Annotated in this window: 20 protein-coding genes; 1 reads left to right on the top strand and 19 read right to left on the bottom strand. The window is 29.1% G+C overall.

Going from position 1 to position 12,935, the window contains the following annotated elements; all coding sequences use genetic code 11:
• On the top strand, positions 1 to 565 hold a 565-nt coding region (locus tag AlmWB_RS01840), incomplete at its 5' end, for a hypothetical protein (RefSeq protein ID WP_192833059.1).
• A 681-nt stretch (positions 566 to 1,246) separates the two neighbouring features.
• On the opposite strand, the gene AlmWB_RS00320 is transcribed toward AlmWB_RS01840, so the two are convergent.
• The 19 genes from AlmWB_RS00320 to AlmWB_RS01845 form a co-directional block, all read right to left on the bottom strand.
• Entirely contained in the window at positions 1,247 to 2,434 is a 1,188-nt protein-coding gene (locus AlmWB_RS00320; protein ID WP_050337005.1) for an IS3 family transposase, read from the bottom strand.
• A gap of 94 nt (positions 2,435 to 2,528) precedes the next feature.
• Positions 2,529 to 2,783, bottom strand: a complete 255-nt coding sequence (locus AlmWB_RS00325; RefSeq protein WP_050337007.1) for a hypothetical protein — start codon at positions 2,781 to 2,783, stop codon at positions 2,529 to 2,531.
• 256 nt (positions 2,784 to 3,039) lie between these two features.
• Positions 3,040 to 3,537, bottom strand: coding sequence for a hypothetical protein (locus tag AlmWB_RS00330; protein WP_050337009.1), 498 nt, complete (start codon positions 3,535 to 3,537; stop codon positions 3,040 to 3,042).
• Between the two features lie 18 nt (positions 3,538 to 3,555).
• Positions 3,556 to 5,715: an AAA family ATPase gene (locus AlmWB_RS00335; protein WP_050337011.1), complete on the bottom strand. Its 2,160-nt coding sequence runs from the start codon at positions 5,713 to 5,715 to the stop codon at positions 3,556 to 3,558.
• Between the two features lie 362 nt (positions 5,716 to 6,077).
• Positions 6,078 to 6,971, bottom strand: coding sequence for a hypothetical protein (locus tag AlmWB_RS00340; RefSeq protein WP_157022364.1), 894 nt, complete (start codon positions 6,969 to 6,971; stop codon positions 6,078 to 6,080).
• Between the two features lie 2 nt (positions 6,972 to 6,973).
• Positions 6,974 to 7,696 carry a hypothetical protein gene (locus AlmWB_RS00345; RefSeq protein WP_050337015.1) on the bottom strand — a complete coding sequence of 241 codons (723 nt, stop codon included), beginning with the start codon at positions 7,694 to 7,696 and terminating at the stop codon, positions 6,974 to 6,976.
• Positions 7,697 to 7,710: 14 nt separating this feature from the next.
• A complete protein-coding gene (locus AlmWB_RS00350; RefSeq protein ID WP_050337017.1) occupies positions 7,711 to 8,007 on the bottom strand; it encodes a hypothetical protein in 297 nt (98 codons plus the stop codon).
• Positions 8,000 to 8,428, bottom strand: coding sequence for a hypothetical protein (locus AlmWB_RS00355; RefSeq protein WP_050337019.1), 429 nt, complete (start codon positions 8,426 to 8,428; stop codon positions 8,000 to 8,002). Before AlmWB_RS00355 ends, AlmWB_RS00350 begins: the two co-directional genes overlap by 8 nt.
• A gap of 6 nt (positions 8,429 to 8,434) precedes the next feature.
• On the bottom strand, positions 8,435 to 8,629 hold the full coding sequence (locus AlmWB_RS00360) for a hypothetical protein (RefSeq protein ID WP_050337021.1): 195 nt from the start codon (positions 8,627 to 8,629) through the stop codon (positions 8,435 to 8,437).
• A gap of 24 nt (positions 8,630 to 8,653) precedes the next feature.
• Positions 8,654 to 8,995, bottom strand: coding sequence for an HU family DNA-binding protein (locus tag AlmWB_RS00365; RefSeq protein WP_050337023.1), 342 nt, complete (start codon positions 8,993 to 8,995; stop codon positions 8,654 to 8,656).
• A gap of 110 nt (positions 8,996 to 9,105) precedes the next feature.
• Positions 9,106 to 9,354 carry a hypothetical protein gene (locus AlmWB_RS00370; protein WP_050337025.1) on the bottom strand — a complete coding sequence of 83 codons (249 nt, stop codon included), beginning with the start codon at positions 9,352 to 9,354 and terminating at the stop codon, positions 9,106 to 9,108.
• Positions 9,351 to 9,935 (bottom strand): lambda-exonuclease family protein, encoded by a 585-nt coding sequence (locus tag AlmWB_RS00375; protein WP_050337027.1) that lies wholly within the window; start codon positions 9,933 to 9,935, stop codon positions 9,351 to 9,353. Before AlmWB_RS00375 ends, AlmWB_RS00370 begins: the two co-directional genes overlap by 4 nt.
• Positions 9,925 to 10,170: a DUF2963 domain-containing protein gene (locus tag AlmWB_RS00380; RefSeq protein WP_050337029.1), complete on the bottom strand. Its 246-nt coding sequence runs from the start codon at positions 10,168 to 10,170 to the stop codon at positions 9,925 to 9,927. Before AlmWB_RS00380 ends, AlmWB_RS00375 begins: the two co-directional genes overlap by 11 nt.
• Positions 10,167 to 11,078, bottom strand: coding sequence for a hypothetical protein (locus AlmWB_RS00385; protein WP_050337031.1), 912 nt, complete (start codon positions 11,076 to 11,078; stop codon positions 10,167 to 10,169). The genes AlmWB_RS00380 and AlmWB_RS00385 overlap by 4 nt, the downstream gene beginning before the upstream one ends.
• Positions 11,078 to 11,428: a hypothetical protein gene (locus AlmWB_RS00390; protein ID WP_050337033.1), complete on the bottom strand. Its 351-nt coding sequence runs from the start codon at positions 11,426 to 11,428 to the stop codon at positions 11,078 to 11,080. Before AlmWB_RS00390 ends, AlmWB_RS00385 begins: the two co-directional genes overlap by 1 nt.
• Positions 11,429 to 11,475: 47 nt before the next feature.
• Positions 11,476 to 11,877, bottom strand: a complete 402-nt coding sequence (locus AlmWB_RS00395; protein ID WP_050337035.1) for a hypothetical protein — start codon at positions 11,875 to 11,877, stop codon at positions 11,476 to 11,478.
• Between the two features lie 84 nt (positions 11,878 to 11,961).
• Positions 11,962 to 12,279 (bottom strand): hypothetical protein, encoded by a 318-nt coding sequence (locus AlmWB_RS00400; protein WP_050337037.1) that lies wholly within the window; start codon positions 12,277 to 12,279, stop codon positions 11,962 to 11,964.
• A 68-nt stretch (positions 12,280 to 12,347) separates the two neighbouring features.
• Entirely contained in the window at positions 12,348 to 12,524 is a 177-nt protein-coding gene (locus tag AlmWB_RS01790) for a hypothetical protein (RefSeq protein ID WP_157022365.1), read from the bottom strand.
• Positions 12,514 to 12,687 (bottom strand): hypothetical protein, encoded by a 174-nt coding sequence (locus tag AlmWB_RS01845; RefSeq protein WP_192833060.1) that lies wholly within the window; start codon positions 12,685 to 12,687, stop codon positions 12,514 to 12,516. Before AlmWB_RS01845 ends, AlmWB_RS01790 begins: the two co-directional genes overlap by 11 nt.
• Between the last annotated feature and the right edge of the window lie 248 nt (positions 12,688 to 12,935).

Consider the following 12,935-nt stretch of genomic DNA (forward strand, 5'->3'; position numbering starts at 1 on the left):
ATTTTTTTCTTTTTTTATGTTATTTGTCGTTTTAGGTTATTTGAAAGTTGTTGATCAAAAAACTTTAGTTTCTTATGTTTGTTTAACTTTTTTTTTAACTTTAATTTTTGCAAAAAAATGCGAACAAATTTTGATCATAAATAATTTAAAATTAAAGAACAATAAAAAAAATAACCAACAGAAATTAAAATTTTTCTATAAGGTCCAATACGAAATTTTTTCAAAGATTAATTTATTAATTAACAGCGGTTTTGTTTATGCTGTCATTATTAGTGGTTATTTAAAAGATAAAAAAATTGGTCATTTATTTTATACTGTTTTACAATCTTGTATTAGCAATGGACCAGAATCAACTTTGTCTTTGAATGAAATACCTATCAAATTAGAAAATATTTCTACAGATTTAGATAATAAAACATTTTTATTAAGTCTTTTTTGGTTAATAGTTTTTATAACACAAAGTATTTATTGGTTTCTTCATTATTTTGTTAAGAAAAAAAATTGTCGGATGATTAATATAAAAGACAGTGTTCATTTAGATTCTGCAATGATCGATTTAATGTAAATTTTTTAAATTGCATTTTTGATCTCCAAATTATCAATAAATTCATTTTTATTCCTTAAAAAACTCACTAACAAATAGTGATTTTTTTTGTTGACAGCAAATAGATAAAAAATAGAAAAATTAACCAGATGAGAAACACGATTTGTAAAAGCAATCGATGATTATGACCAAAGAGCATAACATTATTTTGAATGCTCCAAGAAAATGGAACTCATATGAAGCCAAAATATTTTGTCACTTAGAGTTCTAAAATTAGAACTACTAAATAAAAATCAAATTGCTAATTACTAATATGCTAACATAAAAATTTTTTTTGTCAACACTTTTTTAAAAAAATTTAAATTTCTTTTTTAATTTTTCAAAAAAAAATTTTAAAAAAGAAAAAAGAAAAAAAGAAAAGAAAAAGAAGCAAAAAGAAATGATAAAAAATAAAGTAAAAAGTTAAAATCAAAAAAGATTTTTAATATTCTTTTTTAGCTGTTTTGCCCTTTAATTTAATTGAGTAATATTATTCTATTACTTTATAAAAAACTATGCCTTTTAAGTAATGTTAAACCCCTTAAAAGAGGTATTTAAATTAATGTCAACCTTCTTTTTTTAGTTTCTGAGAAAATTGATTAATTTTTTTACTTATTGATTATTTTTTAATTAAAGAATTTTTCCAACAAAGCTAGCCCTCTTCTATCTATTGAGGGCTTGTTGTTTTATTTGTTTGTATTGTAAAGGGGAAACATAATTTAAAAAAGAAAGTTGACGACTCTGGTTATAATGTTGGATAAAAGTATCAATAAGATTGATTAATCTGTTCTTAGTGCAAAATTTCTTTTTTTCTAAATAAAAAGTTTCACATTTTAAATTACTAAAAAAAGCTTCCACGCAAGCGTTTTGAGAAGGTTCCCCTTTTTCGGAAAAACTCGGCATTAAGTTTTTGGATGTTAAAACTGTTTGAAATTCTAAAGAAGTATACTGACTTCCTTGATCTGAATGAAAAATTCCTGGTTGAGTACAATAAGGAAGTTGTTGCAGCGTTTTTAAAACTAAAGAATTGGTTTGTTGTTCTGCCCATTGATAAGCCACAATCTCTCGGTTATATAAATCCATAATAATGGATAAATAAAGTCTTTGATGTTGTCCATAAATAAAACAAGTAAAATCCGCACAAAGTTTTTGAGCAGGTTGACTGGCAGTAAAATTATTTTTTAAGAGATTAGTTGTGGATAAAGGACGGCGGTAATAAGCCTGTTGATGAATAGTTTTGATATAACGGTTTTTTTTCGTTTGACATAAAGACTTTAATGCTTTCATTTTGTTATAAACTGTTTTGGCGTTAACTTTTACTCCTTGACTCACTAAAAAAGCATGAACTTTACGATAAACCCATATAAAACGGCTTTGGCCTAAACTATTATAATATTTATTTTGAAGGCAAATTTGTTGGATTTGGATGGTTAAAGGAGAAGAAGAAGAAGTAGCAGCTTTTAACCAACGGTAATAAGTGGTTTTGGTAAGACCTAACCACTTTCTTAATTGTTTTAAAGGAACTATTTGTTGGTATTTTTTTATGATAGTTAAAAAAACTTTTTTGTTGAGAGGGGCTTTTAATTTTAAAATTTTTTGTATTTCTTGTTTGATAAGGAGGTAAGTTTTTTCTTTGGGTTGGTCTGGTATATTTTTGGGATTAGTATATTGAGGACCTCTTTTTGGTTGTAGACGGTCCCATTGTTTGGTTTGAAACCATTTGACCCATCGATAAATTTGACTAAAATTTTTAATCCCCAAACGTTGTTGAATAGTGTGGTAATGGGCTCCTTCTTGAAAAGCTAACACCGCTTTTAATTTTATTTCCAATGAATATTTTTTTTTTATCACTTTACCCTTCCTCCTTTTTCTTTTCATGTGTAACTCTTTTTATTATAAAGTGAGAAGGGTTAAAATGATTTTTTATATTCTTTTTTTTATTCTTTTATATTTGTTTTGTTTGTGTATAAAGCAGTAAGTTATCGATTTTTTCATTAATTTTTTGAAAATTATTGCGGTTTTGTTGTTTAAATTTATCTACTTTCTTTTCAATTTGATGAATGTCTTTTAAATGTTGGTTATAAGGGTTGTTAATTTGTTCTTTCCAATAATTATTATACAGAAAGTTCCAAGTGGTGAATATCATGAAAATTAAAATTATTAATTGCAAATAAGTTGATTTTTTTTGCCATATTTCCATTTTTTCTTTTCTTCCTTTTCTATTTTAAATTTAACTTTGAATTTTGCCTTTGATGGTTTTTTTGAAAGTTTGCAAGGCAGGAATTTTTAGTTTTTTTTGTTTGAAGGTTGCTACTGAAATAAGTTTTTCTTGATTTTAATTTTCCTTTACTTATTTTAGAAAATCAAACTATTTCTTTGTTAGTAGTCATTGCTTCGAGGAAAGTGTTTTCAAATGTTTTATCAAATTTTTTAGTTTTAGTCACTATGTTTTTTTATTATTTAATGATTGTTTCTGTTTTGGGCGATAAAAATTTTAATGTAAATTGATCTTTTTCTTTTTCCATAATTTGGAAATAAAAAGAAGTTTTTACTATAAGACTTTGTTTTGTTATGGGATTTGTTTCTTGACAGGAAGTTTCTGCAAATTTAAATTCTTCTTCCAGGAAATCATCTTTTTTTAAACCTGTAATCACAATTTCCTTTTGATCTTTCGCAAGATAAATATGAGGAGCAGAAATTTTATTTTTAAATTGAAAGTTTTTGCGGAATTGTTGTATGATTGGTTTGAATTTGATTGCAGTCAGATCGTCGTTGTGAGGAAATATTTTTGCAATATCTTCCTGTTTTATCTTGGTTAAATTTATTTTTTCATATGGATTTTCAAAATCAAATTTTATTTTGATAGGTTGATGATAATGTGCATAAAGAAAATACGTACCCACTGCCAAAATAATTAATAAAAATAAGAAAAAAATTTGTTTTAATTTGTTCATTTTAATTCTCTTTCATATTCATTTTCTCTGTAAATAAAGGAATAAGTTATCGTATGTTGGATTTTCTTTCGCATTCATTGGTTTTGTATATAAGGTAATATATTGTTTTACAGGATTAAAGTGGAGGAAATATGAAATTTCTTTTCTTTCACCGCGTATTTTTTTTTGAATAAAAAATTTCAAAATCCCTATATAAAAATCCTTATCTTCTTCTAAAAGATATTTTGGTCCTTCATAATCGAAACGTATTTGATGCAATAAATAATCTATTGATACAAGAATATTTGAATCAAAATCAGATTTTGTTGACTCTCTTATTGTGCTAAAGTAATAAACGTTTTCAAAAAGATCTTTAAAGAGTTCGAATTCTTCTCTCGTTATAAAGGGATCGTTTGAATCTAAAAGCCAATTATCAAAAGGTCCTTTCATCAAAGGGGTTAAACTTTGTGCGACGAGGTCAGGATGTTGACATTGATCTAACCCATTGAAACGTTGAAAAATGTAAGTTTTTTGCACTGGGGTCATATCTCTTTGATCAGTGAAGTATTTTAATAAGCCTTCTTTCCATTTCGCATATTCTGCTTCACAAGCTTCACGACGTTGTTGTTCTTCAGCTTGGGTTTTAAGTTGATTGATTTGAGTTTCCAACGCTTCATCTAAATCAGAAGGTAACATCACTTCATGTCGAGGAAAATGATAAGCATAATAATCGTAATTTAAAAAAGCATCATTCAGTAATTTCACCCAATCACGATTGGACAAAGATTTATCCTTAGGTAAACGATTAACTAAAGTCATAATATAATTAAAAGTATGATAACTAAGACGATAATTATTTTGTAAAATTAAGAATTCCAAAAAACCAGGAATTTCTTCTTTCGAAAAAGAATCAATTTCAATTTCTTGTTGAAAACGACTTCTTAACGCACTATCAATTTTTTCTAAATGATTAGTCGCTCCCATTAAAAGAATTTTTTTATTACTTCTTTTAAAACCATCTATTTTGGTTAATAAATTATTAACAATGTTACTAGCGGTTTGATTAGTATTTTTATCTTCCCGATTCGCTAAACCACTAATTTCATCAATAAAAATCACTGCTTTGTCATGACTTTCTGCTTCGGCCCAAATCTTTTCTAATTCTTCATTTCCTTCTCCCACGTAAGTTTTGTCGAAACGAGAAGGATCTAATTCAATAAAATGTGTTTCTGTTTCTCCACAAAAAGCTTCAATTAAATGACTTTTTCCTGTTCCTGGAGGACCATATAATAAAACACCCATGGGTCTAACATTTTGATAGCCTAAAACGTGTTTGTCTGCTTTAAAATAATGGACTAATTTTGCTAGTCGGTTTTTTTCTTTTTCCATCCCATAAACATTTTGAAAAGTTTTGGGTTTTTTCTTGTCTGTGACTAATTGAGGATTTTTTAAGATTTCAATCATTTGGTTAATTTTTTGAATTTTTTGGTTGAAAGCTAATAACTGTTTTCTTAAAAAAAGTTGGTATTTTTCTAACTGAGGAGTTTCCGTACTATGAGCGGGTTGTTCCTTTAATAATTCGGCTGTTCGTTGTTGGTTAACTTCGTTTTCTCTCATCGCTGTTTTTAAATCTTCAATTTCAGTGTAAAGTACTTGAAATTGTTGGGTTTGATTAATCACCTTATTTTCTTGATTAATCGTTTGATGGAGAGTGGTTTGACGTTGATTCAGGGCTTTTCTTTGTTCCACTAAAGCTTGTGTGGCTTGTTCTAATTGAGTTTTTTCCTCTTTTTTGGTGGTGATGTTTTGTTGGAGGTTTTGAATTTCTTGCGTTAAAGTTTTTTTTTCTGCTTCCTCCGTCGCTGTTTTTAATTGTTCTTCTTTAGTGCTTGCTTCCTTTTCTAACTGACCAATGGCTTGGTAAAGATCTTGAATTAAGCCGATATGAGAACTGATTTGTTTGTTTAACTGGTCATCTAGCGTTTGAATTTGTTGGGCTTCTTCGATTTTCTTTTGATTTGTTTGGGTTAAGAGATTTAATTGAGTTTGGATTTGGTCCAATTCATTTGATGGATGGGTGATGGGAGTCACTGGTACTGTAGAGGAAAACATCAAGTGACAATATAGCCACGTTCCTCCAAACAAAACTACAAAACCTCCCAATAACCAACCAACAATTTTTTTCATCACTAATTTCATGATTTTCAAATTCCTTTTTTTAAATTTTCTCCTTTCCTTAATCTTTTGGGGTTTCATTCCATCAGAAGATTAAGCAAAAGAGAAAGCAATCATTTAATGTTTTCGTCAAAAAATGAAGGAATTTTTTTCCTTCTTGATGTTTCAGTATCTTTTGTAGGAAGATACTGAAAAGTGCAAGAAAGATTGCTCCGAATAATTCTTCAATGATAATTAATTAAGTTGGTTCTTTTCAAGGGGGAAAAGATATTAATAACTTTATCAAACAAACAGTTTAACGTCTTATTTGAGGACGAAAAAGTTCTTAATTTGGGTATTTTTTTATTTTTGAATAAAAATAAAGATTGATGTTCTTCTTTGTTTTTTTATTCTACATCATAATATAAAGTTCTTTTTTGCTTGGTTTTTTGCTCATATAAATCAATCTTTTTTAAAGATTTAATGTGATTAGTATTCCATAAAACCCCTTCTGTGACGTAATTATAAAAAGGGAATTTTAAGGCAAAGTCATAATTAAAAATAAAGAAAGGTTCTTCAATTTTTTGATTCATCGGAAAAACACCTACTACTTGGTTTTTTTCCCGATCTTTAAGGATTACTTTATGAAGGAAAAAATAACTAGGGCCACCAAAATTAGTACCTTGGTCATATAAAATATCTACTTGATAATTTTCCGGACGAAAAGGGGTAGTTTGGGGAAGATAAGGTTTAGGTTGACTCCAAAAATAATATAAAGATGAAGCTCCGTGCCCTTGTTTTTTTAAAGTAGCTAAAGAAAAAGTTTCGTCTTGGCCTTCTCTAGTACCTGCTTCAAAATATGCTAACAAAAAATGAGGAGGCGGATCTTTCAGACGAAAATCAAAAGAAACTTCATCAAGATCTGCTTGATTATATAAAGCGTAACTAAAATGATGTTGAAAGTTTTTTTGGGGAAAAGCGTATTTTAACCACCCTAACGCTTCTTTCATCCCCGTATTTTCTCCTAAATAAACATCATAAATGACCATTTCCCCTTCCTGTTCTTTTTTCACTGGCACCAGGGAATGATAATAAAAATCTTCAATAGGTTGGGTAGCGAGAGAATCGTAAGGAGCAGAAGCCAGATACGTCAGCGTTTTTTTGGGGACCGTGACTGCCTTGGTCAGGCGAGGAATGTCTGCAAAAACCTCGCCAGCATCCTCCTGTCTGCCCAGCAACGCGATGACATAACCACAGTAAAAAAAGAAAAACAGAAAAAGCCAACGACGAAAATGCCACATCGTTAAATTTGACTGCTAAGATAATTTTTTTCTTCTTCCAAGAGTTTGGTTAAACTTTCGTCTTCTTCTTCTTGACGGATAAGTTTCTCTAAAGTATGAATTCTTTGTTGATTTTTAATTTTAATTAAAAAAGTTTCAATTTCTTGAAGACGATTTTCCCACTTAGTTTTTTCTTTCGTTAAGTTGGTTTTATCTTGCGGAGTTAAGCTGGTTTCTTTTAATTTTTCTTCTAAATTAGGTAAAACTTGGGTTTGCAGTTCTTCTTTTTCTTGAAATAAATCTTTTTGTTCTTTTAATTGGATTAATTCTTTTTCTTTCTTTAATTTTTTTCCTGATAAAGTATTTTTTTTGATTAAAGAAAGGGGTTGTTCGTTTAATTGTTTTTCTAAATCAAGAATTTCTGCTGATAAATTACTTAAATAAGCTTGAAAAGCTTTTTGTTCTTCTGCTCTTTGAATTTTCGTTTCTAGTTTATGAACAATGGCTTGCAAAATTTTTTGGTATTCTGGAGTTACATTCGTTTGTTTTAACAGTTTTTGACATTCTTCCAATTGTTCGATGAAATCGACAGTGGTGGAGGAGGAGGGAGGAGTGATGACCTTATTTGGATTGTCCTCTGTTTTATCTTTCAATAAACTGACAACGAAACAAAAACCGACTATCATTATGCCGATAACCCATAAGCTCCAACCAATTATTTTTATTTTTTGTTTTTTTTCTATCATTTTTTTTTCTTTCCTTAATTTTTTTCATTTTCGAGGCAGAGGTTCGTTGTGGTAACCAACTCATTCTCTGCTTGTTCTTTGTTTATTGGGGGTTCAGCCAGTGCTGGGGCTACCTTTGGGGGTTGCGGTTTAGCTTCCTCTTCTTGGCGCTGATATAATTTTTGTATATCTGCTTGCAGTTTGGTGAAATTTTGTTGGGTTTCTGGTACGCTAAAAAAAATTTTCTTAATAAGAAACATTAACCCGGTCGCAAAACTAGCCCCCACAAAAACCCCCAACACTAAACCCACCGCGAACCCTGTATTACTCATTTTTTTTCTCTTCCAATTCTTTTTTTTGGACCAAAGTGTCTTTCAAAGTTTGCTGGTTTTTCTTTTGAGCTACTTTGTGTTGTTGAGTCAAAATTTTTTGTTGCAATTTTTGTTGCTGGTTTTGAAGAGTAGCTAATTTTTTTAAAAGTAATTCATGGCGATAAACCTCTTTGGCGTATTTAATTTCTAAATTTTTTAATTTTTTTTCAGGAAAAAAACAACCTAAAAAAACATCTTTCAGGAAAATCAACCCTTTTTGCAGAAAAAGAAAAAATGGTTGAAACCCCAAAATTAAAAAAACAGTAAAAATCGTTGTTTGCATCGTATCCAAACGACGTTCTAAAATTTCTTTAACGGTATAACCTTTTAAAAAATTAAAACAATAATAACCTAAACTCACTAAACTAAGACCCCACCACATAACAATTTACTCCTTGATTTGAGTTAATAATTGTTCTAATTGCGTAATCATTTCTTGGAGAGTGGCTTTTAAAGGTAACTTTTTCGGGAGAGTTTTTTTGACTAAAGTTGTTTGGGGTAATATTTTTTTTTTAATTGAGGGGTTGTTTTTTTTCTTCGAGATTAACTGAGAAGTTGTTTTTTTCTTTTTTAAAAAAGCCATTTTTTTCGACTCTCTTTCTTTTTTTTAACTTTTCTTTTTTAAAATAATTGGTTTCACTGCTTGTTTTAAACTAGTAGCAGGGCGAAAACGCACCACAGTCACTGCGGGATATTCTAATTTTCTTCCTGTGGGTTGAAACCTATACTTTTTCTTTTTAGGATAAAAAACGCGTTTCATCTCAGGATAAATACGAGCTGCTTGGGTACTTAAAATTAATTTCCCGATTTCTGGTGATAATACTACTTCTCCTTCTTGACTTAACCCTTGATATAAAACTTCTTCAAAAATTTCATAAAACGCTTTTGTTTGAGTAATACTGATTTGACCTTGTTGGGCGATGTGAGTAATTAATTCTTTTTTCGTCATTTTTTTCTCTTTCTTTTTTTTTTTTTTTGGTTTGAGGCTCGGAGAAAAGGAGAAAGCGAGGAAAAAACGAAAAACTTTCCCCTCTTCTTCAAACCTCAAACCAAAGTGATTTATGTGACTACATAACTTGATAAAAGACTAATCCGTTCAATTAAAGTGTCTAAACTAAAAAGTTCTTCACTCATGAGCAAAAAATATAAACAAACATGTTTCAGTTGAAGCCAATCACGGACAATGACTAAGGCAACGTCTGTTTTTTCCGCGATTTGACGGGCTGATTTTTTTTGAAAACTAGCGAGGATGATGTCTTTCACTTTTTCGGGAGGATATTTTTGGGTTTCTTGCAAGAAATTGTTCACGGTTTTTCTCCTTTCATTTGGTTTTGGTAATCATTGAATAATTTTTGATAAGCCCGACCTTTTATCATCATTTCTCCAATAAAAGAAGGATTAATCACTACTTCTTGAAGAAAATTTTCTTGAGGATTAAAATACACCAGAAAATAAGCTTTTTGTGTATCGGAACAAAATAACCCACATTGGATTTGAGCCCAGTAATAAGGAGGAATGACATTCTTTTCAAAAAAATCTTTCCAAGAGGAACTATTTTTCTTTAAAGGACACTTAATTTCTAACATAGTTTGGCTGGCTTCATGGTAACCATCTAAAGAAGCGGAAAATAACTCTTTCGTAAACACAGCGGGTTCATAATTTCTTTTAGTTTTGACCGAAAAAAATAAATTAGCCTGAGGTTCCATTTTTTTTCCATGTTCCACTGCTTCGTTGGTCACAAAATTACTCCCAAACAACTTCTTTTTCATTAATTCTTCTGGAGTTTCATAAGGATTTAACCCCATGATGGTACCTATTTCGGAAGCGTTCAAAAAATTTTTGCGATGTTGCCACCAAGCCCAACTATTTTGTTTTAATTCAATTTTCATGTGATGGGCCCATATCAATGTTGGTTACTGTAACTAAATAAGTTTCTTTTAATTTTTCCATATCAATTTCTTCTCCTGTGAGGGGATCATATTCAACAATAAAATCAATGTCTTGACTATTCGGTAAATACCAAATTTGTTTAATAATAATACCTTGATCATTAAATTCATTATCATAAGTAATTTTGTTTTGATTTTCATAATAAGTAGTGCGATGAATATACATTTTTTTCATAGTCTTTCTTTTTCCATTGGGGAAGTTAAAGGGGGAGTAGGAGAGGGTTTTAAGTCAAAAGAATAAAATTGACACATCTGTTTTAATTTATTGATGATTCTTAAAGCTTTGATTCTTTGACTTTTTTCCTCCTTAATACTTAAATGTTCTAATAATTGAGGAATAGTTAAAACACTACTAATAAAAGTAGGTAATCCTTGTTCCTGACGGTAATGAAGAAAAGGTAAAAAAATATCATCTCGTAAATAAGGAGTTAAATTTTCTGCTCCTAAATCATCTAAAAACAAATAAGGAATGGTTTTTAATATTTCCATTTTTTTCCCTAAATGTTCATCATGCCAATGAGTTTTAAATTGACTTGGTAATTCTGGCATAAAGAGAAATAAAAAAGGTTGACATTGTTGATAAAAAGTTTGCATCATTAATTTTAAAAAATAAGTTTTTCCAGTAGAAAAATCACCTTGAAGATATAAACTAGGTTTCGTTTGATAAATTTGAAAAGTTTGAAAATGACTTTTTAAAATTTCTCTTTGACCTTTAATTTTAGTTCGAAAAGTTTGGACATTAACTTTTTCCAAGGTTTCCACCTGAAAGGTTTGATGAAAAATATGATGAATTTCCCTTAAATGGTTTTGAAAACGTAAAGCCTGGGAAGCTAAAGTTTCCTGATAAACCAAATGAACATAAGGAGTAGTTTTTAATTTAATTTCATAAGCACTTTTGGTTTGAGCCTTGAGTTTTAAATATTTAGAGACCATGGGTAAATCTTTTTGGTGAAAGGTTAATGTTTTTAATTCAGGATCTTGTTGAATAGCAGTTTGAAGGTCTGTTTCCACTAAAACGTCTTTTGACGCAGGGATAAGTTTTTGAAAGTGTTCCCAAAGTTGGTTTTTAGTGTTTTTTTTCATTATAAATCTCCTAAAACTTGTTTTTCTAAACGATGACATGAATCATCCCAAATAGGATCTTTTGATTGAAGAGTTGTTTTTTCCTCATTAACCAATAATTTTTTCGTTGACACATCAAATAAATAATTTTGAGTTAAAGTAGAAGAAAAATCAATCTGAAAAGGAGGAGAAGGAAATTGTAATAACAGATGATGTATGGTTAAAAGATCTCTATAATTCAAATATAAACATTTGAAACAAGTATTATAATTCGTTTTTTGATGAACACAAACAATTTTGAATTTCGTTTCTTGAAGTAAATATTTCAAAATTGATTTTAAATCATAAATATATTTAGTTATTTTTTTCATATATTTTCCTTTGGGCGTTAAATTCTTTTTTATTTTTATTATTTGGTTTAACAGGCATTACGTTCACCGTTTGTGTTAGTGTTTGGATTCATGTTCGTGTTGGGGTTTGGATTTGTGTTGGGGTTTGGGTTTGGGTTGTCATTTATATCTCTCAAAGCCTCAACATCCAAACCTAAAAATTTTTCTAAAGCCTTTGTTATTTTGTTGGCATCTGAATACACTTCCATAAGACAATCCTTTATGTAACTTATATCGCGGTCTTTTTGTGAGTTTTCGTTGTTCATATCTTCGTTACTGAATGGGGTATCACAAAAATAATTATAGGCATCTACTACTTTGTCTGATTGTGCATCTAAATGTAGCAAAAATGGTTTAGCAGTTTCAAGATTTTGATAAGGTAATAGCTTCTTAGGGTCCTTAGTATATTCCCACGCTCTTATGTGAGACAAATATGAAGGAGAACTTTTTTCAAAATAAAGTACTTTTCCAATTACATATTCTTCCTCACATTTATAACCTTTAGGATCAAATTTTTATTGATTTAAAAAAAAAGAATCAAAAAATAAAGTAATTTTTTCGTCACAATAAAGGGGATGTTTTAAGGTTAAAGCAACAATACGATATTCTTGAGGTTGTGCACAATATTTAACGTCTAATTCGTAAATTTGGTGATGATTTTTTTTATTATATAAATTAATTTTTAAAGTTCTGGTTAAATTATCGTAGTCAAATTGTTTGGCATCAAATTTATTTTCTAAATCAATATAGTATTTTTGAAAAAAATCAGCTCCGACATAATCCTTATGATTGTCAACTTCTTTTTCCACTATTTTTTCAACTTCTTTTTCCACTATTATTGGTTTTTCAACTTCTGTAATTATTCTTGTACCACAACCTTCAATTACTTTTAGTTTTTCAACTATTTTTCAACTATTATTGGTTTTTTAACTATTTTTTCCAGATAAACAGGTTTTTCAACTATTTTGTTTTTGGCTTTAAGATAAAACAAACTGCAAGCACTTAAAATAACAATAATTAAAAATATAGGAAAAACAAAGATAAATAAGATGGAATAACTATTTTTATTATCTTCCATTTGTTTTTACTCCTTGTTTGTTGAACCTTTTAATAAATAAAATTTTTACCAAAGAAACAAATAAATATTTTTGAGTTAAATCTTTAGTATGCATGATTTGAAAAGGAGGGGAAGAATTTAAACATAATAAATGGTGAAATTGTGGAATGTCTTGATAATTCAAATATAAACACTTGGAAGAAAGATTATATTTGGTTTTTTTGTTGGCCACAAATAATTTCAAAAGTTTGTGTTTGTGATAAATATTGTAAAATAGAATTTATTTCATAAATATATGAATGGTTCATTTTTTTTCCTCTTTTACAATTTGACTTTTGGCAAAAGAAAAAAGTCAAACTGTTTATTTTTAATTAAACAATTTGACTTATTTTTTTTGGCTTAGTTTAAGTCCCATTTTTCTGGGGCACAACC

The organism is Candidatus Phytoplasma phoenicium, from assembly GCF_001189415.1.
Classification (GTDB): domain Bacteria; phylum Bacillota_I; class Bacilli_A; order Acholeplasmatales; family Acholeplasmataceae; genus Phytoplasma; species Phytoplasma phoenicium.

Bases quoted from the DNA above. Each gene is read 5' to 3' on its own strand.
- AlmWB_RS00325 (WP_050337007.1), bottom strand. From the start codon at position 2,783: ATGGAAATATGGCAAAAAAAATCAACTTATTTGCAATTAATAATTTTA.
- AlmWB_RS00330 (WP_050337009.1), bottom strand. From the start codon at position 3,537: ATGAACAAATTAAAACAAATTTTTTTCTTATTTTTATTAATTATTTTG.
- AlmWB_RS00335 (WP_050337011.1), bottom strand. From the start codon at position 5,715: ATGAAATTAGTGATGAAAAAAATTGTTGGTTGGTTATTGGGAGGTTTT.
- AlmWB_RS00340 (WP_157022364.1), bottom strand. From the start codon at position 6,971: ATGTGGCATTTTCGTCGTTGGCTTTTTCTGTTTTTCTTTTTTTACTGT.
- AlmWB_RS00345 (WP_050337015.1), bottom strand. From the start codon at position 7,696: ATGATAGAAAAAAAACAAAAAATAAAAATAATTGGTTGGAGCTTATGG.
- AlmWB_RS00350 (WP_050337017.1), bottom strand. From the start codon at position 8,007: ATGAGTAATACAGGGTTCGCGGTGGGTTTAGTGTTGGGGGTTTTTGTG.
- AlmWB_RS00355 (WP_050337019.1), bottom strand. From the start codon at position 8,428: ATGTGGTGGGGTCTTAGTTTAGTGAGTTTAGGTTATTATTGTTTTAAT.
- AlmWB_RS00360 (WP_050337021.1), bottom strand. From the start codon at position 8,629: ATGGCTTTTTTAAAAAAGAAAAAAACAACTTCTCAGTTAATCTCGAAG.
- AlmWB_RS00365 (WP_050337023.1), bottom strand. From the start codon at position 8,995: ATGACGAAAAAAGAATTAATTACTCACATCGCCCAACAAGGTCAAATC.
- AlmWB_RS00375 (WP_050337027.1), bottom strand. From the start codon at position 9,935: ATGAAAATTGAATTAAAACAAAATAGTTGGGCTTGGTGGCAACATCGC.
- AlmWB_RS00380 (WP_050337029.1), bottom strand. From the start codon at position 10,170: ATGAAAAAAATGTATATTCATCGCACTACTTATTATGAAAATCAAAAC.
- AlmWB_RS00385 (WP_050337031.1), bottom strand. From the start codon at position 11,078: ATGAAAAAAAACACTAAAAACCAACTTTGGGAACACTTTCAAAAACTT.
- AlmWB_RS00390 (WP_050337033.1), bottom strand. From the start codon at position 11,428: ATGAAAAAAATAACTAAATATATTTATGATTTAAAATCAATTTTGAAA.
- AlmWB_RS01790 (WP_157022365.1), bottom strand. From the start codon at position 12,524: ATGGAAGATAATAAAAATAGTTATTCCATCTTATTTATCTTTGTTTTT.